The organism is Stutzerimonas balearica DSM 6083 (assembly GCF_000818015.1).
Classification (GTDB): domain Bacteria; phylum Pseudomonadota; class Gammaproteobacteria; order Pseudomonadales; family Pseudomonadaceae; genus Stutzerimonas; species Stutzerimonas balearica.
Genome location: NZ_CP007511.1, coordinates 2,033,977 through 2,059,107, shown reverse-complemented (window position 1 = coordinate 2,059,107; position 25,131 = coordinate 2,033,977). Strand labels below are relative to the sequence as shown.

Annotated in this window: 19 protein-coding genes; 14 read left to right on the top strand and 5 right to left on the bottom strand. The window is 66.5% G+C overall.

Going from position 1 to position 25,131, the window contains the following annotated elements; translation table 11 throughout:
- Nucleotides 1–78 precede the first annotated feature (78 nt).
- The 7 genes from glgA to CL52_RS09345 all read left to right on the top strand — a co-directional run bounded on the left by glgA (nucleotide 79) and on the right by CL52_RS09345 (nucleotide 11,904).
- Nucleotides 79–1,629, top strand: a complete 1,551-nt coding sequence (gene glgA, locus CL52_RS09375; protein ID WP_043220113.1) for a glycogen synthase GlgA — start codon at nucleotides 79–81, stop codon at nucleotides 1,627–1,629.
- An 8-nt stretch (nucleotides 1,630–1,637) separates the two neighbouring features.
- A complete protein-coding gene (treZ, locus tag CL52_RS09370; RefSeq protein WP_043220111.1) occupies nucleotides 1,638–3,404 on the top strand; it encodes a malto-oligosyltrehalose trehalohydrolase in 1,767 nt (588 codons plus the stop codon).
- Nucleotides 3,401–5,473 (top strand): 4-alpha-glucanotransferase, encoded by a 2,073-nt coding sequence (malQ, locus tag CL52_RS09365; protein ID WP_043220108.1) that lies wholly within the window; start codon nucleotides 3,401–3,403, stop codon nucleotides 5,471–5,473. The genes treZ and malQ overlap by 4 nt, the downstream gene beginning before the upstream one ends.
- Complete coding sequence (locus tag CL52_RS09360; RefSeq protein WP_043220106.1) at nucleotides 5,474–8,296, top strand: malto-oligosyltrehalose synthase; 2,823 nt, start codon at nucleotides 5,474–5,476, stop codon at nucleotides 8,294–8,296.
- Nucleotides 8,293–8,631 (top strand): DUF2934 domain-containing protein, encoded by a 339-nt coding sequence (locus CL52_RS09355; RefSeq protein ID WP_043220103.1) that lies wholly within the window; start codon nucleotides 8,293–8,295, stop codon nucleotides 8,629–8,631. The genes CL52_RS09360 and CL52_RS09355 overlap by 4 nt, the downstream gene beginning before the upstream one ends.
- 69 nt (nucleotides 8,632–8,700) lie before the next feature.
- Entirely contained in the window at nucleotides 8,701–10,857 is a 2,157-nt protein-coding gene (gene glgX, locus CL52_RS09350; protein WP_043220101.1) for a glycogen debranching protein GlgX, read from the top strand.
- Between the two features lie 177 nt (nucleotides 10,858–11,034).
- A complete protein-coding gene (locus tag CL52_RS09345; protein WP_041105592.1) occupies nucleotides 11,035–11,904 on the top strand; it encodes a M23 family metallopeptidase in 870 nt (289 codons plus the stop codon).
- 8 nt (nucleotides 11,905–11,912) lie between these two features.
- Here the strand turns inward: CL52_RS09345 and CL52_RS09340 are convergent, their stop codons facing one another.
- From CL52_RS09340 to CL52_RS09330, 3 genes are read right to left on the bottom strand one after another with little or no spacing between them, the layout of a single operon-like run.
- Complete coding sequence (locus CL52_RS09340; protein ID WP_200889413.1) at nucleotides 11,913–12,434, bottom strand: cytochrome b; 522 nt, start codon at nucleotides 12,432–12,434, stop codon at nucleotides 11,913–11,915.
- On the bottom strand, nucleotides 12,431–12,736 hold the full coding sequence (locus CL52_RS09335) for a DUF2218 domain-containing protein (protein WP_041105593.1): 306 nt from the start codon (nucleotides 12,734–12,736) through the stop codon (nucleotides 12,431–12,433). Before CL52_RS09335 ends, CL52_RS09340 begins: the two co-directional genes overlap by 4 nt.
- 28 nt (nucleotides 12,737–12,764) lie before the next feature.
- On the bottom strand, nucleotides 12,765–13,580 hold the full coding sequence (locus tag CL52_RS09330; protein WP_043220098.1) for a DODA-type extradiol aromatic ring-opening family dioxygenase: 816 nt from the start codon (nucleotides 13,578–13,580) through the stop codon (nucleotides 12,765–12,767).
- Between the two features lie 104 nt (nucleotides 13,581–13,684).
- Here CL52_RS09330 and CL52_RS09325 point away from each other — a divergent pair, with 104 nt between their 5' ends.
- The 6 genes from CL52_RS09325 to CL52_RS09300 all read left to right on the top strand — a co-directional run bounded on the left by CL52_RS09325 (nucleotide 13,685) and on the right by CL52_RS09300 (nucleotide 20,188).
- The gene (locus CL52_RS09325) at nucleotides 13,685–14,602 is read left to right on the top strand and encodes a LysR family transcriptional regulator (RefSeq protein ID WP_043220094.1); all 918 of its coding nucleotides are present in this window, start codon (nucleotides 13,685–13,687) and stop codon (nucleotides 14,600–14,602) included.
- A 330-nt stretch (nucleotides 14,603–14,932) separates the two neighbouring features.
- Entirely contained in the window at nucleotides 14,933–16,189 is a 1,257-nt protein-coding gene (locus CL52_RS09320; RefSeq protein WP_043220092.1) for a zinc-dependent alcohol dehydrogenase, read from the top strand.
- Nucleotides 16,190–16,207: 18 nt separating this feature from the next.
- The gene (locus CL52_RS09315; RefSeq protein WP_043220090.1) at nucleotides 16,208–17,128 is read left to right on the top strand and encodes a DUF72 domain-containing protein; all 921 of its coding nucleotides are present in this window, start codon (nucleotides 16,208–16,210) and stop codon (nucleotides 17,126–17,128) included.
- Complete coding sequence (locus CL52_RS09310) at nucleotides 17,125–17,925, top strand: endonuclease/exonuclease/phosphatase family protein (RefSeq protein ID WP_041105598.1); 801 nt, start codon at nucleotides 17,125–17,127, stop codon at nucleotides 17,923–17,925. The genes CL52_RS09315 and CL52_RS09310 overlap by 4 nt, the downstream gene beginning before the upstream one ends.
- Complete coding sequence (clsB, locus tag CL52_RS09305; RefSeq protein ID WP_043220088.1) at nucleotides 17,922–19,163, top strand: cardiolipin synthase ClsB; 1,242 nt, start codon at nucleotides 17,922–17,924, stop codon at nucleotides 19,161–19,163. Before CL52_RS09310 ends, clsB begins: the two co-directional genes overlap by 4 nt.
- Nucleotides 19,160–20,188: a lysylphosphatidylglycerol synthase domain-containing protein gene (locus tag CL52_RS09300; RefSeq protein WP_052264534.1), complete on the top strand. Its 1,029-nt coding sequence runs from the start codon at nucleotides 19,160–19,162 to the stop codon at nucleotides 20,186–20,188. Before clsB ends, CL52_RS09300 begins: the two co-directional genes overlap by 4 nt.
- A gap of 46 nt (nucleotides 20,189–20,234) precedes the next feature.
- Here CL52_RS09300 and CL52_RS09295 read toward each other — a convergent pair whose 3' ends face one another.
- On the bottom strand, nucleotides 20,235–22,013 hold the full coding sequence (locus tag CL52_RS09295) for a PQQ-dependent methanol/ethanol family dehydrogenase (protein WP_041105600.1): 1,779 nt from the start codon (nucleotides 22,011–22,013) through the stop codon (nucleotides 20,235–20,237).
- 278 nt (nucleotides 22,014–22,291) lie between these two features.
- Here CL52_RS09295 and CL52_RS09290 point away from each other — a divergent pair, with 278 nt between their 5' ends.
- Nucleotides 22,292–23,530 carry an ABC transporter substrate-binding protein gene (locus CL52_RS09290; protein ID WP_043220086.1) on the top strand — a complete coding sequence of 413 codons (1,239 nt, stop codon included), beginning with the start codon at nucleotides 22,292–22,294 and terminating at the stop codon, nucleotides 23,528–23,530.
- 111 nt (nucleotides 23,531–23,641) lie between these two features.
- Here CL52_RS09290 and CL52_RS09285 read toward each other — a convergent pair whose 3' ends face one another.
- The gene (locus CL52_RS09285) at nucleotides 23,642–24,832 is read right to left on the bottom strand and encodes an NAD(P)-dependent oxidoreductase (RefSeq protein ID WP_043220085.1); all 1,191 of its coding nucleotides are present in this window, start codon (nucleotides 24,830–24,832) and stop codon (nucleotides 23,642–23,644) included.
- Between the last annotated feature and the right edge of the window lie 299 nt (nucleotides 24,833–25,131).

Below are 25,131 nucleotides of genomic sequence, written 5' to 3'. Positions count from 1 at the left end.
TCGCGCCGTCACCAGACGGTCGCACGGGAAAAATATGCTCGCTCGGAACGCCTATTCCGACGCGTTGGGGAGATCGTGATGAGTATCGCTGTGAACGCCGGGCCGGTCCGCCAGAACCTGAGTCATCCAGTGCAGCCAGGCGTCAGCCGGCCGGCCCTGCGGCTCGGAAGCTCCCAGGACAGCAAGAAGCAGATTCTTTTCGTCACCTCGGAATTGACCGACCTGATCAAGACGGGCGGGCTGGCAGACGTATCCGCCGCCCTGCCCCGCGCGCTCTGTGCCAGGCACGACGTGCGCGTACTGATTCCGGGTTATCGCAAGGTGATCGAGTCGGGCCATCCGATTCTGACCGTGGGCAGCCTGGCTCCGCATGCCGGCATTCCCGGCTGCCAGCTCGGGCGCATGGACATGCCCGATGGGCTGATCATCTATGTCCTGCTCTGCCCCGAACTCTACGACCGCGACGGTTCGCCCTACGGCTCGCCGGAGGGCGACGACTGGCCGGACAACCCGCTGCGCTTCGCCCGCCTGGGCCTGGCCGCCGCGGAGCTGGCCGCGGGTAATGCCTCGATCCGCTGGGTGCCCGACCTGGTGCATGCCCATGACTGGCCAGCCGGGCTGGCCCCGGCCTACATGCACTGGCGCGGCTTGCGCACGCCGAGCGTGTTCACCATTCACAACCTCGCCTACCAGGGCAACATCGACATGGGGCTGCGCCGCGAGCTGGGCATTCCCCACGAAGCCTGCGGCCTCGATCGCATGGAGTTCTACGGCAAGCTTTCGCTGCTCAAGGCCGGCATCGCCTACGCCCAGCGCGTGACCACGGTTAGCCCGACCTACGCCGAGGAAATCACCACGCCCGAGTTCGGCTGCGGCATGGACGGCTTCCTGCGCATGAAAGCGCGCCAGGGGCTGCTCAGCGGCCTGCTCAACGGCATCGACGAAAGCTGGGAGCCACAGCGCGACCCGCAGCTGGTCGAGCGCTTCGGCGCGCGCGACTGGGACGGCAAGCAGGCCAATGCGGCCTACGTGCGCCACCTGTTCGGGCTCGACCAGGACGACAGCCCGCTGTTCGCCGTGGTTTCGCGCCTGGTTCAGCAGAAGGGCATCGACCTGACCCTGGGCGTGGCGCAGACCATCGTCGAAGGCGGCGGCCAGATCGCTGTGCTCGGCCAGGGCGACCACGGCATCGAGCAGGAGATTCGTGCGCTTGCCGCCCGCTACCCCGGTCGCGTGGCCGCCCGTATCGGCTTCGACGAAACCGAGGCACGACGCCTGTTCGCCGGCAGCGACTTCCTCCTCATGCCCTCGCGCTACGAGCCCTGCGGGCTGAGCCAGATGTACGCCCAGCGCTACGCATCGCTGCCGATCGCGCGACGCACGGGCGGCCTGGCCGACTCGATCGACGATGGCATCAGTGGCTTTCTCTTCGATCAGCCCAGCGTCGACAGCTATCGGCAGGCGGTCGAGCGCGCGCTGGACGTCCATCGCCGGCAGGACCTGCTCAGTGCCATGCGTTGTCGCGCGATGAACGCAGGATTTTTCTGGCGTCACGCGATCGAACCCTATGACCGGCTTTACCAGCAGCTGCTGGCCGAGTCGCGCGAGGTTCTCCTACACCCTGCCTGAGGTCATCAATGCCGAACCAGCGTGCTCATACCCGGCGACATGGAGCGCTGCCGATCGATGCCAACAGGACTCTTTTCAGACTCTGGGCTCCGGACGCCAACAGCGTCCACCTGGCCATCGCAGGCGGCGAGACACTGCCGATGCAGGTCGAAGATGACGGCTGGTACTGCCTCGAAGCACCCTACGGTGCCGGCACGCTATACCGCTTCTGGATCGACGAGGAGCTGCATGTTCCCGACCCGGCCTCGCGGGCCCAGGCCGGCGACGTGCACGACCCGAGCCTCGTCGTCGCCAACAAAGACCACCTGTGGAAACACAACGACTGGCAGGGGCGGCCCTGGCACGAGACGGTGCTCTACGAACTGCACGTGGGCACGCTCGGCGGCTATGCCGGGGTCGAGCGGCAACTCGCCGACCTGGCGGCGCTCGGGGTGACGGCCATCGAGCTGATGCCACTGGCCGAATTTCCGGGCGATCGCAACTGGGGCTACGACGGCGTTCTGCCCTATGCGCCGGAGGCGTCCTACGGCACGCCGGCCGAACTCAAGCACCTGATCGACACCGCGCATGGGCTGGGGCTGATGGTGTTCCTCGACGTGGTCTACAACCACTTCGGCCCGGACGGCAATTACCTCGGCCGCTACGCCAAGCACTTCTTCCGCCACGACCAGCAGACGCCGTGGGGCGATGCCATCGACTTTCGCCGCCCCGAGGTGCGCGATTTCTTCATCGACAACGCGCTGATGTGGCTCAACGACTACCGCTTCGATGGGCTGCGCCTGGACGCCGTCCATGCGATTCCGGATCGCAGCTTCCTGCTCGAACTGGCCGAACGGGTCCGCCGCGAGACGGCGCCCGGCCGCCATGTGCACCTGGTGCTGGAGAACGAAGACAACCGCGCCAGCCTGCTCGGCCAGGGCTACGACGCGCAGTGGAACGATGACGGCCACAACGTGATGCACGTGCTGCTGACCGGCGAGCGTCAGGGCTATTACGCCGAGTACGCCAGCGAGCCGACCGCCAAGCTGGCACGCTGCCTCGGCGAAGGCTTCATCTACCAGGGGCAGAACAACCGGCGCGGCGAGTCACGCGGCGAGCCCAGCGCGCATCTCTGCCCGACCGCGTTCGTCCTGTTCCTGCAGAACCACGACCAGACCGGCAACCGCGCGTTCGGCGAACGCCTGGTGAGCCTGGCCGAGCCCGATGCCCTGCGCGCGGCGACCGCGGTGCTGCTGCTCTCGCCGATGATTCCGCTGCTGTTCATGGGCGAGGAATGGGGCGCGCGCCAGCCGTTCCTGTTCTTTACCAGCCATCACGGCGAACTGGCCGATGCCGTGCGCGAAGGTCGCCGCGGCGAATTCGCCGAGTTCGCCGAGTTCGCTGACGAAGCGACCCGCGCACGCATCCCCGACCCCAACGACGTGGCCACCTTTGAAGCCTCGCGGCCGGATTTCGGCGCACGTCAGGAACCGGGGCACCGCGAATGGCTGGCGCTGTACGCGCAGCTGCTGCAAATCCGCCACCGCGAAATCGTGCCGCGGCTGCCAGGGTCCGCCTTTGCCGGCGCGCAAGTACTTGGCGACGGCGCCGTGCTGGCGCGCTGGCAGCTGGGCGACGGCAGCCGGCTGCGCATCGCCGTCAACCTGGGGCGCGACGCGGTCACGCTCGAACCGCCCGGCGAAGCCGCGCAGCTACTGTTCGCCAGTACCGGGGAGGCTGCCGGCGAGCGCTTGCCGCCCCACTCCACCCTGGTTCACCTGGAGGGCGCGCAATGAGCGAGCATTCCCTTCACCACCTGGCCGAAGCGGCCGGGCTGTCGATCGACTGGATCGACGCCGACGGCCATCACCAGCGCGTCGCCCCCGAGATCCTGCGCGCCGTGCTGGCCGGCCTTGGCCTGCCGGCCGAAGGCGACGAGCAGATCGAAGCGAGCCTGCGCACGCTCGACGAGCAGGCGCGCCAGACCATTCCGGCCCTGCTGACCGGCGACCAGCATCGGCCACTCGAGCTGGGCGCCTGGTTCACTGCCGGCACGCCCTATCGGCTGGAGCTGGAGGATGGCCAGACACTGACCGGCACGCTTGACGAACACGCGCGCCTGCCGGGCATTGCCGAGCCCGGCTACCACCGGCTGCTGGCTGGCGAGGCCAGCCTGACGCTGGCCATCGCACCGCCGGCCTGCCCGAGCGTGACCGAACGTGCGGGCGGCCCGTGCTGGGGCGTCACCGTGCAGCTCTACAGCCTGCGCCGCCCGGGTGACGGCGGCTTGGGCGACACCCAGGCGCTGGAGGCGCTGGCGCGCAACGCCGCCGCGCATGGCGCCGATGCGCTGGGCATCAGCCCGGTACACGCGATGTTCAGCGAGCATGTCGACCATTACAGCCCCTACTCGCCGTCCAGCCGGCTGTTCTTCAACGTGCTGCACAGCGCGCCGGGCAGCATTCTCGGTGAGCGCGCGCTGCGCCAGGCGATCGAGCGGTGCGGCCTGGAGGCCGAGCTGCTGCGCCTGGAGGAACTCGAACTGGTCGACTGGCCGGGCGTCGGCCGGGCGAGGCAATGTCTGCTGCGCACCCTCTACGAGGACTTCCGAACCGGCGGCAACGCGCTGGAGGCCGACTTCGACAGTTTTCGCGCCGCCGGTGGCGAGGCTCTCGAGGATCACTGCCGGTTCGAGGCGCTGCATACCGCGATGACCGACGCCGACGGCCATCCGCAGCACTGGCGCCGCTGGCCCGAGGCCTACCGCAACCCCCGCAGTGTTGAAGTGCAGCAGTTCGCCGAGCAGCATGCCGACGAGGTGCGCTTCCACGCCTTCGCCCAGTGGCTGATGGCACGTGGCCTGGAGCGCGCCCAGGTCGCCGCGACCGGCGCCGGCATGCGTATCGGCCTGATCAGCGACCTGGCCGTCGGCGCCGATGGCAGCGGCAGCCAGGCCTGGAGCCGCCAGGACGAAGTCCTCGACACGCTGAGCATCGGCGCTCCACCCGACGTGCTCAACCGCGCCGGGCAGAATTGGGGGCTCGCGGCCTTTTCGCCGACCGGGCTCAAGCGCACCGGCTACCGCGCCTTCATCGAAATGCTGCGGGCCAACCTGGCGCACGCCGGCGGCATGCGCATCGATCATGTGATGGGCCTCAAGCGCCTCTGGGTCATGCCGGCCGGTGCCGACCCGCGGCACGGCGCCTACCTCAACTATCCGTTCGAAGACATGCTGCGCCTGCTCAGCCTCGAGGCCTGGCGGCACCAGGCGGTGATCCTTGGCGAGGACCTCGGCACCATTCCCGATGGCCTGCGCGACACGCTCGCCGCACGCAACATCCTCGGCATGCGCGTACTGCTGTTCGAGCGCGACCACCAGTTGCGCTTCTTCCCGGCGGCGCACTGGTCGAGCCAGGCGCTGGCGACCACCACCACGCACGACATGCCCACCATGCATGGCTGGTGGCAGGCGCACGATATCGACTGGCGGATCCGTGTCGGGCAGTTTGACGAGAGTGCGCGCGAGGCGCAGCTGCGCGAGCGCGAGCAGGAACGCGCCAACCTCAACCGGACGCTGCGCGAGGACGCCGGCCGGCCCGGTGAGGAGCTGCTCAGCCCCGACCAGGCGGTCGATGCCGCGGTCTGCTTTCTCGGCCACACCCCGGCGCCGCTGGTGTTGGTGCCGGTCGAGGACGCGCTTGGCCTGGCCGAGCAGACCAACATGCCCGGCGTGGTCGAGAAGCATCCCAACTGGCGGCGCCGCTACCCCGGCGACAGCGCCACGCTGCTCGATGCCGAGGCCAGCAACCACCGTCTCGAATGCCTGCGCCAGGCCCGCCAGCAGTCCCGTGGGAGTCATGCCTAGATGAAAGAACTGAGCGCCACCCTGCGGTTGCAGTTTCACCGCGATTTCACCCTCGACGACGCGGCCGAGCTGGTCGATTACTTCGCCGCGCTGGGCATCTCCCACCTGTACGCATCGCCGTTGCTGACCGCGCGCCCGGGCTCGATGCACGGCTACGACGTCATCGACCCGACCCGCATCAATCCCGAGCTTGGCGGCGAGCAGGCCCTGCAGCGTCTGGTGGCAAAGCTGCGCGAGAACGGCATGGGGCTGATCCTGGATATCGTTTCCAACCACATGGCAGTCGGTGGCGACGGCAACCCCTGGTGGCTCGACGTCCTCGAATGGGGCCGCCGCAGCCCCTACGCGCAATTCTTCGACATCGAGTGGAACTCGCCGGACCCGTTGCTCGAGGGCCAGCTATTGGTGCCGTTTCTCGGTAGCGATTATGGCGAGGCGCTGCAGCAGGGCACCGTCACCCTGCAGCTGGACGTGGAAAACGGCGCGCTTTATGCCAAGCATTACGATCATCGGTTCCCGATCACCCCGCCGAGCTACGGCGAGGTCTTGCGCCTGACCGAGCACCCGGCGCTGCGGACCCTCGGCGGTCACTTCGACGCCCTGAAAACCGAGCCGGCCCCTTATGTCACCGCCCGGCAGCTGCGCAGCGAACTTGCCCAGCTGCTCGAGGACGGCGAGGCCCGCCGCCAGCTGGAAGCCGCGCTGCAGCATTACGACGGCACCACGGCAGAAGGCTTCAGGCGCCTGCATGCCCTGCTCGAACGCCAGCACTATCGCCTGGCCAGCTGGCGCACCGCGGCCGACGACATCAACTGGCGACGCTTCTTCGATATCAACGAGCTCGGCGGCCTGCGGGTCGAGCGACCCGTGGTGTTCGAACAGACCCATGAAAAGATCTTCCAGCTCATCGGCGATGGCCTGGTCGACGGTCTGCGCATCGACCACATCGATGGCCTGGCCAACCCGCGCGGCTACTGCCGGCGCCTGCGTCGTCGCGTCGATCGCCTGAGCGCGGCCCGGCAGAGCAGCGCCGCGCCGACCGAACAAGGCGTCCATTTGCCCATCTACGTGGAAAAGATCCTCGCCGCGGGGGAGCGCCTGCACGATGACTGGGGCGTGGATGGCACCACCGGCTACGAGTTCATGAACCAGGTGTCGCTGCTGCAGCACGACCCGGCGGGGCGCGAGCCGCTCTGTGCCCTGTGGAGCGAGACCAGCGGCCGCCCGGCCGACTTCATGGAGGAGGTCCGCCAGGCCCGTCAGCTGGTGCTGACCGGCCCGCTGGCCGGCGATTTCGAAACCGTTGCGCAGACGCTGCTGGCGATCGCCCGCGGCGACGTGATGACGCGTGACATCACCCTCGGCGCGATTCGCCGGGCGCTGCTCGAGCTGATCGTGCACTTCCCGGTGTATCGCACCTACATCGCCGCCCCCGGCCGCCGGCCCGCCGACGAGCCGTTCTTCCAGCAAGCGCTGGCCGGCGCGCGCACCACGCTCAACGAGGCCGACTGGCCGTTGCTCGATCACCTGGCACGCTGGCTCGGCGGCGAGCACCTGCGCAACGTGCCTCCGGGCCCGCTGCGTCGCCTGCGCCGCTACGCCTGCGCGCGCTTTCAGCAGCTCACCTCGCCGGCGGCGGCCAAGGCCGTGGAAGATACCGCCTGCTACCGCTCCGGGGTGTTGCTGTCACGTAACGACGTGGGCTTCGACCCGCAGCGCTTCAGCGCATCGGCCGAGGAATTTCACGCCGAATGCCTGCAGCGCGCCGAACACTTTCCACGCAACCTGCTGACCACCGCGACCCACGACCACAAGCGTGGCGAAGACACCCGCGCCCGCATGGCCGTGCTCAGCGAACGCGCCCCTTGGTTCGCCGAAAGGCTGCGGCGCTGGCGTGAGCTGGCCAGCGAGCAGGTCAGCCAGCTGGATGAGGGTGCCGCGCCGTCGCCGGCCGATGAAATGATGCTCTACCAGACGCTGCTGGGCTCCTGGCCGCTGACGCTGCGAAGCGATGACGCGGCCGGCATGCAGCTGTACTGCGAGCGCATCCTGCAATGGCAGGAAAAGGCCCTGCGCGAAGCCAAGCTGCGCACCACCTGGGCCGCGCCGAACGGCGCCTACGAGACGGCCTGCCGTGACTATGTGCAGTGGCTGCTGCAAAGCGAGCAAGGCCGCGCGGTACGCGACGAGATCGCCGCGGCGGCATTGGAGCTGGCTCCGGCCGGTGCGCTGAACAGCCTGGCGCAAACCCTGCTGCGCATGACCACCCCGGGCATTCCGGACCTCTACCAGGGCGCCGACTACTGGGACTTCAGCCTGGTCGACCCGGACAACCGCCGGCCGGTGGACTTCGCTGCACGGCGTGCGGCGTTCGCCCCCGACGAGCCCGCCGACGCGCTGCTGCAAAGCTGGCACGACGGTCGCATCAAGCAATGGCTGATCGGGCGGACGCTGGGCCTGCGCCTCAGCGCGCCGCGGCTGTTCAGCGAGGGGAGCTACCTGCCCCTGGAAGTCCGGGGCGCACAGGCCGGTCGCATCCTCGCCTTCGCCCGCGAGCATGAGGGGCAATGGCTGATCGTGATCGTGCCGCGCCTGGCCGCTGCACTGATCGGGGCCGAGCAGCTGCCACAGATTGCCGCCGAGCGCTGGGAGGACACGCAGGTCCTGCTGCCCGAGGCGCTGGACGGTCATCAATGGGAGCGACTTTTTTGCGCGACGACAGTCAGATCGGAACGAGCCAGCCTGAGCGTGGCGCAAGTGCTGGACTGTCTGTCCGTGGCGGTACTGCACAACGTGAGTTCACCAGGAGAATCCAAACAATGACTTCAGAAGAGCAACGCATCCGCGAGTTCGCCTACCAGATCTGGCAATCGGAGGGCTGCCCGCACGGGCAGGACGAGCGCCACTGGGAAATGGCGCGCAAATTGGTCGAGGCCGAGCGCACGCCCGCCGGTGCCGTCGCCAAGCCCGCCACCAGCCGTACGCGCAAACCTGCCGCCGCCAAGCCGGCCGAGCCCGGCGCCAGCGCCAGCAAGCCGCGCGCAACGCGCAGCACCAAGGCCACCGCAGCCGCACCGAAAGGCGACACCGACGCACAGGCCGGTGCACCGGAAAAGATCAAGAAGCCACGCGCCACTCGCGGCAAGGCCCAGAGCTGACGCCTGATACCCCGCGCCACCGCCGTCCCACCAGACAGGCCGCTGGATGAGTCTGCCTATGGAGTTCTCATGAGCAAGAAAAAGCCGCACGCGCCTCACGTCATGACCCCTTCGCGTATCCGCGAGGGGCTACCCTTCCCGCTGGGCGCCACCTGGGACGGCCTTGGCGTCAACTTCGCCATCTTCTCGGCGCACGCGACAAAGGTCGAGCTGTGCCTGTTCGACGACAAGGGCGAGACCGAGATCGAGCGCATCGAGCTGCCCGAGTACACCGACGAGATCTGGCACGGCTACCTGCCCGACGCGCACCCGGGGCAGATCTACGGCTATCGCGTCTACGGCCCCTACGAACCGGACGCCGGCCATCGTTTCAACCCCAACAAGCTGCTGATCGACCCCTATGCCAAGCAGCTGGTGGGCGAGCTGCGCTGGTCCGAAGCGCTGTTCGGCTACACCATCGGCCACAAGGATGCCGACCTCAGCTTCGACGAGCGCGACAGCGCGCCCTTCGTACCCAAGTCCAAGATCATCGATCCGGCCTTCACCTGGGGCCGCGACCACCCCGTGCAAGTGCCTTGGGACAAGACGATCATCTACGAGACCCATGTGCGCGGTTACACCATGCGCCATCCGGCCGTTCCCGAGGACCTGCGCGGCACCTTTGCCGGGTTCAAGACCCCGGAGGTGATCGATTACATCCGCAAGCTCGGCGTCTCGTCGATCGAGTTCCTGCCGATCCACGGTTTCGTCCAGGACCAGCACCTGCTGGAAAAGGGCATGACCAACTATTGGGGCTACAACAGCATCGCCTTCTTCGCTCCGCATCCCAAATACCTGGCCAGCGGCAAGATCTCCGAGTTCAAGGAAATGGTCGCGCACCTGCACAACGCCGACCTCGAGGTGATTCTCGACGTGGTCTACAACCACACGGCCGAAGGCAACGAGCTGGGGCCGACCCTGTCGATGCGCGGCATCGACAACGCCACCTATTACCGGCTGATGCCGGACGACAAGCGCTACTACATCAACGATTCGGGCACCGGCAACACGCTGGACATGAGCCACCCCTGCGTCCTGCAGATGGTCACCGACTCGCTGCGCTACTGGGCCACCGAGATGCACGTCGATGGCTTCCGCTTCGACCTGGCGACCATTCTCGGGCGCGAGCACGACGGCTTCGACGAGCGTCACAGCTTTCTCGTCGCCTGCCGCCAGGACCCGGTGCTGGCCAAGACCAAGCTGATCGCCGAGCCTTGGGATTGTGGGCCCGGCGGCTATCAGGTCGGCGGTTTCCCGCCTGGCTGGGCGGAGTGGAACGACCAGTTCCGCGATACGGTGCGTGCTTTCTGGAAGGGTGACGACGGCAAGCTCGCAGACTTCGCCAGCCGCCTGACCGGCTCCGGCGACCTGTACAACCAGCGCGGGCGCCGACCGTTCAGCTCGGTGAATTTCGTCACCGCCCACGACGGTTTCACCCTCAAGGACTTGGTCTCCTACAACCACAAGCACAACGAAGACAACGACGAGGACAACCGCGACGGCAGCGACAACAACCTGTCCTGGAACCACGGCGTCGAGGGCCCCAGCGACGATCCGGAGATCAACGCCCTGCGCTACCGGCAGATGCGCAACTTCTTCGCCACCCTGCTGTTCTCCCAGGGCACGCCGATGATGGTCGCCGGCGACGAATTCGCCCGCACCCAGCACGGCAACAACAACGCCTACTGCCAGGACAGCGAAATCGGCTGGGTGAACTGGGACATCAGCGAGGACAGCTACGGCCTGTTGGCCTTCGTGCGCAAGCTGATCCGCCTGCGTCAGCGCTTCCCGATGTTGCGTCGCGGCCGTTTCCTGGTCGGCGCCTACAACGAGGAACTGGGGGTCAAGGATGTCACCTGGCTTGCGCCCAACGCCGAGGAAATGACCATCGAGCAGTGGGAGGACGCGCACAACCGCTGCATGGGCATGTTGCTCGACGGCCGCGCCCAGCCCACCGGAATCCGCCGGGCCGGCTCGGACGCCACGCTGCTGCTGATCGTCAACGCGCACCATGACCTGGTGAACTTCACGCTGCCGGAAGTCCCGCAGGGCATCTATTGGAATCGCCTGATCGACACCAACAATCCGACCGCACGCCCCGAACGCTTCGATTTCGGCGACGAGTACGCCGTCACCGGCCGCTCGCTGCTGCTGCTCGAGCTGTACAAGGTTCCCGAGGAGGCGTGAGCCCTGCCCCGCCGACCGCTGCGTGGCTGCTCGGTCGGCAGGCACGCCGCGAACGCGATGGAGCAGTGAACCCTGTCGCATTCCGGCAGTCCGAAACCGCGCGGCAATCGATAACGACAAGCGGATTCGTCCTGCCAGCCGCAGGCGGGCTGTCTTTTCCGTGACGGATCACAGGCCATGCAAACCACCCGAATTCTTCTTTTCCCGCTCCTGCTCGTGCTGGGCACCCTCGCGGCGCCAGCGAGCGCCTCGGCTGCCGAGGCAGCCAGGCCTATCGAAGTCTCCAAGACCCGCCCGGCCACCGTGCGCCTGCTGATCAACCGGGCCGGCTCCGGCAAGGCCATGGACGTGCGCAACGAACTGGACGTACCGATCGAGGCGACCCTGCGCCTGAGCCGGTTGGTGAACGTCGCCGGGGTGCGCGGCGGCGTGATCCGCAAGCAGGTCCCGCCGCGCAGCCAGCTGCGCATCGCGACGCTGAGCAAACGGCAGTCGGGCTACCCGCTGATGTACCGGCACAGCTTCAGCTATGGCCTGATCTTTTCGCCCGACCCGGCTCGGCGCCTGGGCAACGCGGCAGTCGGCGGGCATGCCTACGCCCTGCCCTGGCGCGGCGGCCCGTTCCGCATCTCCCAGGGCGCGGGCGGCGACTACAGCCACAACACGCCCAAGGGCCGCTACGCCGTGGATGTTGCCATGCCGGTCGGCACGCCGATCGTCGCGGCGCGCGCCGGAACGGTGCTCAAGGCCCGCGACGGCCAGGGCGGCCGCTTTCCCGATCCGGCCGGCAACTACGTGCGCATCCTGCACGATGACGGTACCCACAGCGCCTACCTGCACCTGCAACGCGGCTCGGTAGTCGTGCGCAGCGGCGCGCGCGTGGACAAGGGCGAGCTGCTCGGCAAGTCGGGCAACACCGGGCGCAGCACCGGGCCGCACCTGCACTTCGTGGTGCAGAAGAAGATCGGCGCGGGCCTGGTGTCCATCCCCTTTCGCTTCGCCCAGCCGGTCGAGTCACTGTCCAACGTCGCGCTCAACGGCGACTGAGCGAGGCCTCAGAACATCCGCTGCAGGATGTCGTCACGCTTGACCAGCCTGTGGTAGAGCGCGGCGCCGATGTGCCCGGCGAGCAGCATCAACAGCAGCCAGGCCAGCGGCGAATGCAGGCTGCCGAGCGCCGCCATCCAGGCGATCTCGTCGCCCTTGGCCGCCAGCGGCATGCCGAATACCTCCAGACCGTAGCCGTTGCCCAGCATGTACAGCACGCCGGTGACCGGCAGCGCGAGCATGGCGAGGTAAAGCGCCAGGTGCCCCGCCTTGACCAGCCAGGCCGTGGCCGGGTCGTGGCGAGGCCGGCTCGGTAGCTGCGACAGCGCCCAGCCGGTTCGCAGCACGGCGAGCAGCAACAGCAGCGCGCCAATGGACAGGTGCCAGGGCACCAGCGTCTGCCCGACCCAATGCTCGCCCTCGGCGATGCGGTCGGAGAACTTGAGCAGTTGCCAGAGGATGAGCAGCCCCATGGCCCCGTGCAGCACGCGGCTGACCAGGCCGTAACGCTTGGCCGAATCCAGGATCATGCCGTCGCCCTCCCGCTTTCCCCGGGCTGCCAGACGATCGTCAGCGCCTCGCCGCTGGCCATTCGCTCGAGATGATCGGCCACGACCTGCTGCAGGCGTGCCAGCGCCGCGGCATCGGCGGCCTGCAGCTGTGCCTCGAGCCTCTCGCCTGCGTCACGCAAGCGGCATTCGCCAATCGGCAACTCGATACGGCCAAGCGCGTCGTCCAGCTCGACCGGAAACTTGTGCCCCCAGTGCTTGCACAGCCGGTTGATCAGTCGGCCGGGGTTCGCACAGGCGATGTGGGCAAAGGACAGGTGCATAGAGAAATCCTCCGTTTCAGAAAAGGGGTCAGCCGAACCGATAGGCCGACAACACGGTTTCCATGACGCGATCGCTGAAGACGCGCCGCCCGCGGCTCTCACCTGCGGCCCCGGCCGCAACCAGCAGCGGAATCAGGTGTTCCTCGGCGCGCGGCGGATGGCACAGCCGCGCCTCGGGTGCCTGCTGCCAGTCGCGCAAGCGCGCGTCGCGCTCGTCGGCAGGTGCCTCGACGGTTTCCGTCAGCCAGGCGTCGAAGCGCTCCGAGATCGGCCCGAAGTGCGGGTCGCCGTAACCCCGCATGTTGTGAAAGCTCATGCCGCTGCCGACGATCAGCACATCCTGCTCGCGCAGCGCGGCCAGCGCCCGACCGGCGGCCAGGTGCGCCGCGGGCGAGAGATCCTGGCGCAGCGACAGCTGCACTACCGGGATCTGCGCCTGGGGGAACATCAGCTTCAGCGGAATGAACACGCCGTGGTCGAAGCCGCGCTCGTGGTCGATCGCGCAAGGCAGCGCGGCGTCGCTCAACAGGCTGGCGAGCCGAGCCGCCAGGGCCGGCTCGCCGGGTGCGGGATAGCGCAGCGCGTAGGTATGCGCGGGAAAACCGTAGTAGTCGTAGATCAGGTCCGGCTGGCGGGCGCCCGTCACCTGGAATTCGGGCGCCAGCCAATGGCCGGAGATCAACACGATGGCTTCAGGCGTGCGCGGCAGTGTCGCGGCAATGCCGCGAAGGAAATCGGCCATCGCCGTCCAGGCATCGGCCGGGCTCCACTCCATGAAGAAGCATGGCCCGGCGCCGTGCGGGACGAACAGCGTGGGCATCGGTGTCGGGCGTTGAATGGTCATGAACTGGCCCCGGTGGGTTTGACGCGAGGCAGTATGAGCGCCATCTTTCAGCAGCAGAACAGGGCAATCCAGCGCAACAGTTCCTACCCAGAGGAGTAAATCACATGCTCGACCGCATCACCGGCATGCGCGTCTTCGTCCGTGCCGCCAGTGCCGGCAGCCTGTCCGCGGCGGCGCGACACCTGGGCATGTCGCCGGCGATGGCAACCAAGCACGTCGATGCGCTGGAAGCACGCCTGGGCGTCAAACTGTTCCATCGCAGCACCCGGCGCCTGACACTCACCGAAGCCGGCAACGACTACCTCGAGGCCTGCCAGCGGATTCTTCCGGAAATCGAGGAAACCGAGGCCCGCATCGCCTCCCGACGGGTCGAAGCCACAGGCCTGCTGCGCATGAATGTGCCGCTGACTTTTGGCGCACGGCACATCGCGCCGCTGTTGCCGACCTTCAGCGAACGCCACCCGGCGGTGGCGGTGGAGCTTGGGCTCACCGACAGCCAGGTCGACCTGATCGACGGCGGTTGGGACATGGCCGTGCGCATCGGCCGCCTGGGCGACAGCCCCTTGCAGGCACGCCGGCTGGCCGACTGCCCGTTGCTGGTGTGCGCCGCACCGGCCTACCTCGATCGCCATGGCGTGCCGCGCAAGGTCGCCGACCTGACCCGCCACAACTGCCTGGGTTACACGCTCTCGCAAGCCGGCCACCAGCACTGGCTGTTCGGCCAGGAGGGCGATGTGCGCGTCACCGTGCAGGGTAACCTCGTCGCCAACAACGGTCCGGCGCTGGTCGCCGCGGCCGTCGGCGGCCAGGGCGTGATCTATCAGCCGCAGTTCATCGTCGCCGCCGCCTTGCGCCGGGGCGAGCTGGTCGCCCTGCAACTGGACCAGCCCACGCAGGCGTTGGGCGGCATCCACGCGGTCTACCCGCCCGACCGGCGGCCACCGGCGAAGGTGCGCGTGATGATCGACTACCTCGTCGAGGCGTTCGCCGGGCCTGCACCCTGGGATCTCCAGGGCCGCTGAAAGGCGCGATCGCATTTCGCCTCGCCGCGCTCGGCGCCCTGGAGCCGAAGCGCCATGCCGTCCGCTGCGCGCCCCCTGCGCCCAGAAAAAGATGAACCGCCAAGGCCGACACCAGTCGGAAGAATAAGTGGGGCGCTTTGCCAGACGCGAAACGGACATCGGCGAGCAAGGCCCTGACGCTGGAGCCCCTGCCAATTCCGGACTTCTCGGCTGAGCTAGCGGGCGGTACGGCCTGCATCCGCAAGAGGGTGCGCGAAGCTGGGCACGCTCCTGACACTTCATTCCGGCTGCGGCGCGCAGGACCAGTTCGCAGCCCGACCCGGAGACGCCATGAAAGCTGTTGTCTATCACGATGTCGGGGATATCCGACTGGAAGATGTACCCGAACCACGCATCGAGGCACCGACCGACGCCATCGTGCGCATCACGGCCTCGGCCATCTGCGGCACCGACCTGCACTTCGTGCGCGGCACCTTCAGCGGCATGCAGCCGGGCACCATTCTCGGGCACGAGGGTGTCGGCATCGTCGAGGAGCTGGGCGAAGACGTACGCAACCTGAAGGTCGGCGACCGCGTGGTGATCCCCTCCACCATCGCCTGCGGCAACTGTGCCTATTGCCGGGCCGGCTATTTCGCCCAGTGCGACGTCGCCAACCCGAACGGCAAGTCGGCCGGCACCGCATTCTACGGCGGGCCTTCGGCGACCGGCCCGTTCCACGGGCTGCAGGCGGAAAAGGCGCGAATCCCCTTCGCCAACATCGGGCTGGTCAAGCTGCCACCGGAGATCAGCGACGACCAGGCGATTCTGCTGTCGGACATCTTTCCCACCGGCTATTTCGGCGCGGAAATGGCCGAGATCGAGAGTGGCGACACCGTTGCCGTGCTCGGTTGCGGGCCGGTCGGGCAGTTCGCCATCGCCAGCGCCAAGCTGCTCGGTGCCGGCCGGGTATTCGCCATCGACCAGTATGAGGACCGCCTGCGCGCCGCACGCAGCCAGGGCGCCGAGACCATCGACTTCAACCGCGAAGATCCGGTCGAAACGCTCAAGCGCCTGACCGGCGGCATCGGCGTCGACCGTGTCATCGATGCGGTAGGTATCGACGCCGAACATGGCTGCTGCGGCCATCCGGAACGACATACGCCGCGTCAGGGCCAGTGGCAGCCCGGCGATGCGCCGTCGCAGGCGCTGGAATGGGCCGTGCAGTGCCTGGCCAAGGCCGGCACCTTGTCGATCATCGGCGTCTACCCGCCGGATGCGATGACCTTTCCCATCGGGATGGCGATGAATCGCAACCTGACGATCAACATGGGCAACTGCCACCACCGCAAGTACATACCTCGGTTGATCGAGATGGTGCTGGCACGGCGCATCGACCCGGCCAAGATTCTCACCCAGGTCAAACCGATGAACGACGCGATCGCCGCCTTCGAAGCCTTCGACCGCCGCGAGAGCGGCTGGATCAAGGTCGAGCTGCAACCGCAGCGCCAGGACAGCAGCGGCAGCGGCAGCGAAGAACAGGTCATGGACAAGGCGGTCGCCGATACCTTTCCGGCAAGCGACCCGACCAGCATGCAGGAGCCGCGGTAATCCGGCCGAGGACGGGCGATGGCAGCGATTCACATCGGCATATCCGGTTGGCGCTACGCGCCGTGGCGCGGCGACTTCTACCCCAAGGGACTGACGCAGAAGAACGAGCTGCGCTTTGCCTCGCGCGCGGTGAACAGCATCGAGATCAACGGCTCGTTCTATGCCCTGCAGCGCCCGGAACGCTACGCCGAGTGGTATGAGCAGACGCCCGACGACTTCGTCTTCAGCGTCAAGGCGCCGCGCTTCATCACCCATGTCAAACGCCTGCGCGATATCGAAGGGCCGCTGGCGAACTTTTTCGCCTCGGGCCTTTTCGCGCTCAAGGACAAGCTCGGCCCGCTGCTCTGGCAGTTTCCGCCGTCGTTTCGCTTCGATCCGGAGCGCTTCGAGGCGTTTCTCGCCAGGCTGCCGCACGACACCGAGGCGGCGCTGGAACTGGCCAAGCGCTGCGAACCGCGCATGGAGGGGCGCAGCCTGCTGTCGATCGACCGCAAGCGGCGCCTGCGCCACGCGGTCGAGATCCGCCACGACAGTTTCGTCGATCCGGCCTTCGTCGCCCTGCTGCGCCGCTACGACGTGGCGCTGGTGGTGGCCGATACCGCGGGCAAGTGGCCGTACCGCGAGGACCTCACCAGCGACTTCCTCTATCTGCGCCTGCATGGCGCCGAACAGCTCTATACCAGCGGTTACTCCGACGCTGCGCTGGAGCGCTGGGGCGAGCGCATTCGTGCCTGGACCAATGGCACGCAGCCGGAGGATGCCCAGCTGATCAGCGACGCCGCCCCGCCGCGGCGCAAGGTGCGCGACCTCTACTGTTACTTCGACAACGACGTGAAAGTCCGTGCGCCCTATGACGCGCGCCGACTCTTGCAACTGCTCGGCCTGGACAAGGGCCTCGAGACCACCCCCGGCCAGCTGGAAGAAGGAGCCTTTGAGTGACCTTGCCGAAAGATCACCCCATCGACAGCAAACACCTGGACGCCCACATGGCCAGCGAGGTGAACGCGTTGCGCGTGCTCACCGTGAACACGCACAAGGGCTTCACCTCGTTCAACCGCCGCTTCATCCTGCCGGAGCTGCGCGAGGCGGTGCGCGCCGTCTCGGCCGACGTGGTGTTTCTCCAGGAAGTGCTCGGCACCCATGAAAAACATGCCCTGCGCTTTCACAACTGGCCGCAGACCCCGCAGTACGAATTCCTCGCCGACAGCATCTGGACCGACTTCGCCTACGGGCGCAACGCCGTCTACCCCGATGGCGACCACGGCAACGCGCTGCTCTCGAAGTTTCCGATCATCCGCTACGAGAACCTCGATGTGTCCATCGCCGGCCCCGAGCGCCGCGGCCTGCTACACAGCGTGCTGCAGGTGCCGGGCCACGAACTGCATGCCATCTGCGTGCACCTGGGGCTGCGCGAGTCGCACCGCCAGCGTCAGCTCGAGCTGCTCTGCGACCTGCTCGACTCGCTGCCCGAAGGCGCCCCGGTGGTGGTCGCGGGCGACTTCAACGACTGGCGCCTGCGCGCCACGAAGGCGCTCGACCGTTGCGCGGGGCTGCATGAAGTCTTCGCGCTGAACCACGGCCAGCTGGCCAAGACCTTTCCCGCACGCTGGCCGATGCTGCGGCTCGATCGCATCTATGTGCGCAATGCCACCAGCCACCAGCCGCGCATCCTCGGTAACAAACCCTGGACGCACTTGTCCGATCATCTGCCCCTGGCGGTGGAGATACACCTATGAAATTCCACTGGAGAGATGGGAATCGTCTTCAGTTGCTGGAAAACGGCGAAGAATTCTTTCCTGCCGTTTTCGAAAGCATTGCCAATGCAAAAAAGGAAGTGCTGCTGGAAACCTTCATCCTGTTCGAGGACAAGGTCGGCCTCGAGCTGCAGCAGGCACTGATTGCCGCGGCCGAACGCGGCGCGAGCGTCGATGTGACGGTGGACGGCTTTGGCTCGGCCGACCTGTCGCCCGGTTTCATCGAACAGATGACCCGCGTCGGCGTGCGGATCCACATGTTCGACCCCGGCAAGCGCCTGCTCGGCAAGCGCCTGAACGTGTTCCGGCGCCTGCATCGCAAGATCGTCGTGGTCGACGCGGAAGTCGCCTTCATCGGCGGCATCAACTTCTCCGCCGACCATCTCGGCGACTTCGGCCCGAAAGCCAAACAGGACTACGCCATGCGCGTCGAGGGCCCGGTGGTTCACGACATCCATCGTTTCTCGCTGCGCACCATCGCGCCGGTCCAGCCGCGCCGCTGGTGGCAGCGCCGTGCGCGCGAACAGGCCAACAGCTATGTCGGCGCCAGCCGTGGCGAGGCCCGTGCGCTGCTGGTCACGCGCGACAACGACGAGCACAAGGACGACATCGAGGAGCATTATCTGCAGGCGATTCGTGATGCCCGCTCAAGGCTGTTGATCGCCAACGCCTATTTCTTTCCGGGCTATCGCGTGCTGCGCGAGATCCGCAACGCAGCGCGGCGCGGCGTGCGTGTGCGGCTGATCCTGCAGGGCGAACCGGACATGCCGATCGCCAAGTTCGGCGCGCGCATGCTCTACAACTACCTGATGCGCGACGGCGTCGAGGTCCATGAATACTGTCGGCGCCCTTTGCACGGCAAGGTCGCCCTGGCTGACTACGAATGGTCCACGGTCGGCTCGAGCAACCTCGACCCGCTGAGCCTGTCGCTGAATCTCGAGGCGAACCTGATCATTCGTGACCATGCCTTCAATCGCCACCTGCACGAACGCCTCGATCACCTGTTGCAGGTCGACTGCCGCCGCATTCCGCTCGAGCGCATCGTGCGCGGCTACTGGTGGCGCGCGCCGCTGGCGTTCGTGATTTTCCACTTCCTGCGGCATTTCCCCGAACTGGTCGGCCTGCTGCCGGCACACAAGCCCAAGCTGCAGACGCTCCAGGCGCAGACGTCAAGCGCCGAGCCCGCCACCTCCCCTCCGCTTCAGCGAGACCAGCGATGACCGCAACGCCCAACGAAGAACATTCGCAGAGCACATGGCGCCGCCGCTGGCCTCTGGTGAAGAAGGTCCTCACCTACGCCTTCTTCGTGCTGGTCACCGTGTTGCTGGTCAGCCTGGCCCGCAAGCTCGACTGGGGCGAGGTATGGCACACCTTGCGCAATTACAACGCGCAGACGCTGCTGCTCGCCGGCGTCGCGGCTGCCGGCAGCTACGTCGTCTACTGCTTCTTCGACGTGCTCGGCAAGCGCTATACCGGCCACGACATTCCGGTGCGCCAGGTGTTGCCGATCACCTTTGTCTGCTACGCCTTCAACCTGAACCTCAGTGCCTGGGTCGGCGGCATCGCGTTGCGTTATCGCCTCTACTCGCGGCTCGGCCTGCGCCCATCGCAGATCACCCGGGTCTTCACCCTGAGTCTGCTGACCAACTGGCTGGGCTATATGTGGCTGGCGGGGTTGATCTTCGTGCTCGGTGGCATCACGCCGCCCTCGGGCTGGGAGATCGGCATGGGCGCATTGCGCGTGCTTGGTGCCGCGCTGTTGCTCGCCTGCCTCGTGTACCTCGGCCTGTGCGGCTACTCCAAGCGCCGCGAATGGAGCATTCGCGGCCACGACATCCGCCTGCCGTCGTTGCGCATGGCCTTGGTGCAGATGGTGCTGGGCGCGGTGAACTGGGGGCTGATGGCGCTGGTGGTGTACTTCATGCTCTCGCAGAAGGTGGCCTACCCCGAAGTCCTCGGCATCCTGATGATCAGCAGCATCGCCGGGGTCATTACGCACATTCCGGCCGGGCTGGGGGTGATCGAAGCCGTGTTCGTCGCGATGCTGGCCGACGAGATGAGTCGCGGCGCCATCGTCGCCGGCCTGATCGGCTACCGGGTCATCTACTTTCTGATTCCGCTGCTGCTGGCCACCGCCGTCTATGTGGCTCTGGAAGCCGGTGCCAAACGCCTGCGCGGCCGCAACCAGGGTGCCCAGACGGACGACGGCAGCGCAGCCGGTACTTCGGGTGCCGGCCAGCGCTGAATGAAAAAAGCCGGCTCGAGGCCGGCTTTCTTCACTTGCTAAGCGATCAACGCTTGGCGACGGTCGCGTCCTTCGGCAGCTTGAAGGTCCAGACCATGCCACCCTGGTTCAGGTCCTTGATGCGCTTGGCCACTTCGCCACCCCACAGCGGGACCGCACCACCCCAGCCGGACAGCACCGAGACGTACTGCTCGCCGTCCATTTCCCAGGTGACCGGGGAACCGACGATGCCCGAGCCGGTGTTGAACTCGTAGACCTTCTTGCCGGTCTTGGCATCGAACGCCATCAGGTAGCCTTCCGGGTTGCCGGTGAAGACCAGGTTGCCCTTGGTCGCCAGCACACCGCCCCACAGCGGCGCGTAGTTCTTGTAGCGCCACACTTCCTTGCCGGTCTTCGGATCGATCGCGCGCAGTACGCCGATGTATTCCTCGTTCAGCGGGTGGATGGTGAAGCCGGCACCCAGGTAGGCCGCGCCCTTCTTGTAGGCGACGCCTTCGTTCCAGATGTCCATGCCCCACTCGTTGGACGGCACGTAGAACAGCCCGGTGTCCTGGCTGTACGCCATCGGCATCCAGTTCTTGCCGCCGAGGAACGACGGTGCGACGAATACCGACTTGCCCTTGTCAGCCTCGCCCGGGTTGCCCGGACGGTTTTCTTCGACGTAGAGCGGGCGGCCGTTCTTGTCCAGGCCCTTGGCCCAGGTGATCTTGTCGACGAACGGGAAGCCACGGATGAACTTGCCGTTGGTGCGGTCGAGCACGTAGAAGAAGCCGTTACGGTCAGCCGTACCGGCTGCCTTGATGGTCTTGCCGCCGTCCTTGTAGTCGAAGGAGATCAGCTCGTTGACGCCGTCGAAGTCCCAGCCGTCGTGCGGCGTGGTCTGGAAGTGCCACTTGATCGAGCCATCTTCGGGGTTGAGCGCCAGACGCGAGGACGAGAACAGGTTGTCGCCCGGGCGCAGGTGCGAGTTCCACGGCGACGGGTTACCGGTACCGAACAGCAGCGAATCGGTGTCCGGATCGTAGTAGCCGCCCAGCCAGGTGGCTGCACCACCGGTCTTCCACAGGTCACCCGGCCAGGACTTGCCGGCTTCGCCGCCGGAGATGCCGGCTTCGACCTTCTTGCCGTCCTTGTAGACGTAGCCCATGTGGCCTTCCACGGTCGGACGGGTCCACAGCAGCTCGCCATTCTTCGGGTTGTAGGCTTCGATCTTGCCCACTACACCGAACTCGCCACCGGAGACGCCGGTGATCAGCTTGCCCTTGACGATCAGCGGAGCGGCGGTGATCGAGTAGCCAGCCTTGTAGTCGGCGACGGTCTTCTTCCAGACGACCTTGCCGGTGTCCTTGTTCAGTGCGACCAGCTTGGCGTCGAGGGTGCCGAAGATCACCAGATCGTCGTACAGCGCGACACCGCGGTTGATCACGTCACAGCACGGCATGATGCCGTCGGGCAGGCGCGCGTCGTACTGCCACAGTTCCTTGCCGGTGCGCGCATCGATGGCGTAGACCCGCGAATAGGAACCGGTGACGTACATCACCCCGTCCTTGATCATCGGCTGGGATTCCTGGCCGCGCTGCTTCTCGCCGCCCAGGGAGAAGGCCCAGACTGGGCGGAGCTGGCTGACGTTCTGGGTGTTCAGTGCATCGAGGCTGCTGTAACGCTGGCCCTGCAGGCCCAGGCCGTTGGTGACGATGTCGCCCGGGGTCTTGGTGTCGTTGAGGATGTCCTGATCGGTAACTGCCCAGGCCGACAGGCTGGACAGTGCCATTGCGGCAGACAGTGCAGTCAGGGCAAGGGGCTTGCGAAGACCGGTGTGCTTCATTGCGGCTACCTCTGCGGGTTCATTGTTGTCGCCGGGAAATTCTCCCGGTCTGGTCGAAATTCTTGGTTCGACCCGTCTTGCCAACAATTGCCCGCAGTACCGATTTAACTAGTCCCTTGGTAGCAATACCCGCCTGCCAGGCCCGAAAATCGGGGCCTGCAGGGCGGGCGATGACACCGGGCCAGCACGGAAGTCGCAGGTTTTTGGCCTGATAAGAGTATTTCGCTGGCCAGGCCTGGCTCTTACAACGGACGGCCCCGCTCATAAGGAAACGAGCCATGCTCCGTCACGTTCTGATCGTGCTGCTGTTGTTCACCCACTCGGCCTGGCTGCTGGCCGCCGAACCGATCCGCCTCGGCCTGAACTACCCCAAGACCGGCAACTACAAGGCCGAAGGCCTCGAACTGCGCCGCGGTGCCTTGCTCGCCGTAGACCAGATCAATAGCCAAGGCGGCCTGTTGGGCCGGCCGCTGGAGCTGATGAGCCTCAATTCCGCCGCGCGTGCGGAAAAGGCACGGGCCAATGTCGAACGCTTCGCCAGCGAAGGTGTGAGGATGGTGTTCGGCGGGGCCAACAGCGAGGAAGCGATCGCCGCCGGCAAGCGCGCGCGCGAACTCGGCCTGCCCTTCTTCCCCACGCTCGCCTATGCCAACGAGATCACTGGCCGGGATGGCCACCGCTACCTGTTTCGCGAGTCGAACAGCGCCTGGATGAGCGCCAAGGTACTGGGCCAGTACCTGAGCTGGCACATGCCCAACCGCCGCTATTACTACATCAGCCTGGACGACGCCTGGGGCAACAGCATGGAGCAGGCCCTGCGCGAGGCGACCCGCAGCCGCGACCGCGCCCGTCACGGCTACACCCGGATCGCCGCCCACGGTGCTCGCCGCGACGACTATCTCGGCGCGCTGCAAAAGGCCGCCGCCAGCGACGCCGATACGCTGGTCATCGTGCTTCTGGGCCAGGACCTGGTGCAGACCATGCGCCTGGCGCACGACCTGCAGCTCGGCCGGCGCATGCAGATCATCGTGCCCAACCTGACCCAGAGCATCGTCGAGCAGGCCGGCCCCCTGGTCATGGAGCACGTGATCGGCACAGAAGCCTGGACCTGGCAGGTCCCGGCGCTGGAAAAAAGCACCGAAGGCCAGGCCTTCGTCGAGCGCTACATCGAAGCGCACCAGGCCTACCCTGGCAGCACGGCGGCTTCGGCGTACTCGATCGTCCGGCAATGGGCGGCCGCGGTGCAGCGCGCCGGATCGCTCGACGGCGAGGCTGTGATCGCGGCGCTGGAGAACCACCATTACGAGTTGCTCAAGGGTGAGCAGTATTGGCGCGACTTCGACCACCAGAACGTGCAGAGCATCTACGCCGTGCGCGTGAGGCCGCGTAGCGAAATCATGCAGGACCGCTTCAAGCAGGACTATTTCACGATCATTCACCGCATGGACGGCGAAGAAGCCGCGCCGGACCTCGACGATTGGCAGCAGGAGCGCGGCGATGACCTCACCCTGCAGTAAATCCCGATTCGACGCAGACGCCGTTGGCGCTGAATAGCAAAAGCCCCGGTCGAACCGGGGCTTTTGCCTTGTCACGCCATGCGTGGCGCACGATGCCCAGCTACCTGTCCGTCAGCCGCCGAGCGCAACCAGGCCCAGCGGGCTGGCCGCCTGTGCATCCCAGGCCTCGCCACTGCTACTGGCGCCGGAGCCGAACAGCGCCTGGCGCTGCTGCAGCACGATATCCAGCGCACGGCTTGGCAGGATGTCGACGTCGTCGAAGGTGATCAACTGGCCCGGTTCGACGGCGCGCTTGAGCGCGGTCTTGCGCAGCAGGCCGATCGGTACGTAGTCCGGCTGATCGGCAAGCCGGACGGCCTCGCCGCGGAACTGGAAGCCGCCGATACCGCGCTCGATCAGCTCACCCGGCCGCATTGCGCGCTTGGCGATCGCGGCGACACCGAGTGTCGGCGTGGTCGAGTTGTTCAGCAGCACGCCACCGCCATTGAGCACGCGACGTACGGTCTTGCCAACCTCCAGCGAGCAGAGGTGGAACGGCCGGACCAACGTATAGAACGGGCCGCGGCCGAGCTTGAAGTACTCGATCGCGGGCGCCTGCTCGGTGTCGTGGCGACAGACAAGGAACACGCCGCCGGCGGGATAGCCGGACGGTACGACGTAGTCGACGATCGGCTGGCCAAGGCGCTCAGCCATCATTCCGAGCAGGCTGGCGCTGTCGTCCAGATTGGTCGACGCCAAGCCCTCCAGCCCCTGGCGGGTGATGGTCGCGCCGAGACCGTTGCCGACGATCACCTGCTCGATCTGCACCTTGGTGCCGTCGGTGAACGAAGTGGTCTGATCGACGCTGATGCCTTGCCGGGCCGCCCAGTAGGCCATGTCTTCCGGCGACGGGTCGTGGTTCAGGTAGCCCTTCATGTTGCCGTACACCACCGGCTCGAAGCCCATCTGCAGGGCGTCTTCATGCAGTGCCGCAAGCGAGCCCGGCTGGTCGCCTTCCGCCTCGGTGAGCAGGCCACGCCCGGCCAGGTAGGAACCGGTGGTCACCTGCAGTTCGGCATTGACCGTCACCACCGGCAAGCCGGCCTCGAAGGCTCGCTCGATGACCGCTGTGCCATGGAACACGTCGCCGCTGCATTCGACGATCAGGTCGCTGTGGTCGATCAGGTCGTCGATGGAATTGGTGAGGGCGTGAGGAAGAGGGAAATCGGTAAGGGAGCCGAGAGGCCGACGCGTGAGCACGCGACTGATCTCCATGTCCTGATAGTGCTGCTTGATCAGCCGCACGAAGCCATGAGCGATCATGCCGGTCCCGGACACACCGATTCTTTTAACGCTGGGGTTAGACATAAAGTGAATCCATTCTTGGGCATCGGCTTTATGACCGCGGCAGTGCGAAAAAAATTCGGCAGCTGGCAAATTAATTGCCAAGTGACATCGCGGTCGTGAGGCCAGCCCGAAGTGCGGGGCCAGCAGCGTTGAAACTAGTGGCCTTTGTGCACTCGCGCTAATTGAAGGGCGCGAGGTTCGACGAACGGTGTGTCCATTTCTCGTCGTCAAAAACGAAACGGCGCCAAGAGGCGCCGTTCGCTGGTTTGCATCGC

Coding starts and splice junctions, on each gene's coding strand:
- glgA (WP_043220113.1), top strand. CDS start 79: ATGAGTATCGCTGTGAACGCCGGGCCGGTCCGCCAGAACCTGAGTCAT.
- treZ (WP_043220111.1), top strand. CDS start 1,638: ATGCCGAACCAGCGTGCTCATACCCGGCGACATGGAGCGCTGCCGATC.
- malQ (WP_043220108.1), top strand. CDS start 3,401: ATGAGCGAGCATTCCCTTCACCACCTGGCCGAAGCGGCCGGGCTGTCG.
- CL52_RS09360 (WP_043220106.1), top strand. CDS start 5,474: ATGAAAGAACTGAGCGCCACCCTGCGGTTGCAGTTTCACCGCGATTTC.
- CL52_RS09355 (WP_043220103.1), top strand. CDS start 8,293: ATGACTTCAGAAGAGCAACGCATCCGCGAGTTCGCCTACCAGATCTGG.
- glgX (WP_043220101.1), top strand. CDS start 8,701: ATGAGCAAGAAAAAGCCGCACGCGCCTCACGTCATGACCCCTTCGCGT.
- CL52_RS09345 (WP_041105592.1), top strand. CDS start 11,035: ATGCAAACCACCCGAATTCTTCTTTTCCCGCTCCTGCTCGTGCTGGGC.
- CL52_RS09340 (WP_200889413.1), bottom strand. CDS start 12,434: ATGATCCTGGATTCGGCCAAGCGTTACGGCCTGGTCAGCCGCGTGCTG.
- CL52_RS09335 (WP_041105593.1), bottom strand. CDS start 12,736: ATGCACCTGTCCTTTGCCCACATCGCCTGTGCGAACCCCGGCCGACTG.
- CL52_RS09330 (WP_043220098.1), bottom strand. CDS start 13,580: ATGACCATTCAACGCCCGACACCGATGCCCACGCTGTTCGTCCCGCAC.
- CL52_RS09325 (WP_043220094.1), top strand. CDS start 13,685: ATGCTCGACCGCATCACCGGCATGCGCGTCTTCGTCCGTGCCGCCAGT.
- CL52_RS09320 (WP_043220092.1), top strand. CDS start 14,933: ATGAAAGCTGTTGTCTATCACGATGTCGGGGATATCCGACTGGAAGAT.
- CL52_RS09315 (WP_043220090.1), top strand. CDS start 16,208: ATGGCAGCGATTCACATCGGCATATCCGGTTGGCGCTACGCGCCGTGG.
- clsB (WP_043220088.1), top strand. CDS start 17,922: ATGAAATTCCACTGGAGAGATGGGAATCGTCTTCAGTTGCTGGAAAAC.
- CL52_RS09300 (WP_052264534.1), top strand. CDS start 19,160: ATGACCGCAACGCCCAACGAAGAACATTCGCAGAGCACATGGCGCCGC.
- CL52_RS09295 (WP_041105600.1), bottom strand. CDS start 22,013: ATGAAGCACACCGGTCTTCGCAAGCCCCTTGCCCTGACTGCACTGTCT.
- CL52_RS09290 (WP_043220086.1), top strand. CDS start 22,292: ATGCTCCGTCACGTTCTGATCGTGCTGCTGTTGTTCACCCACTCGGCC.
- CL52_RS09285 (WP_043220085.1), bottom strand. CDS start 24,832: ATGATCGCTCATGGCTTCGTGCGGCTGATCAAGCAGCACTATCAGGAC.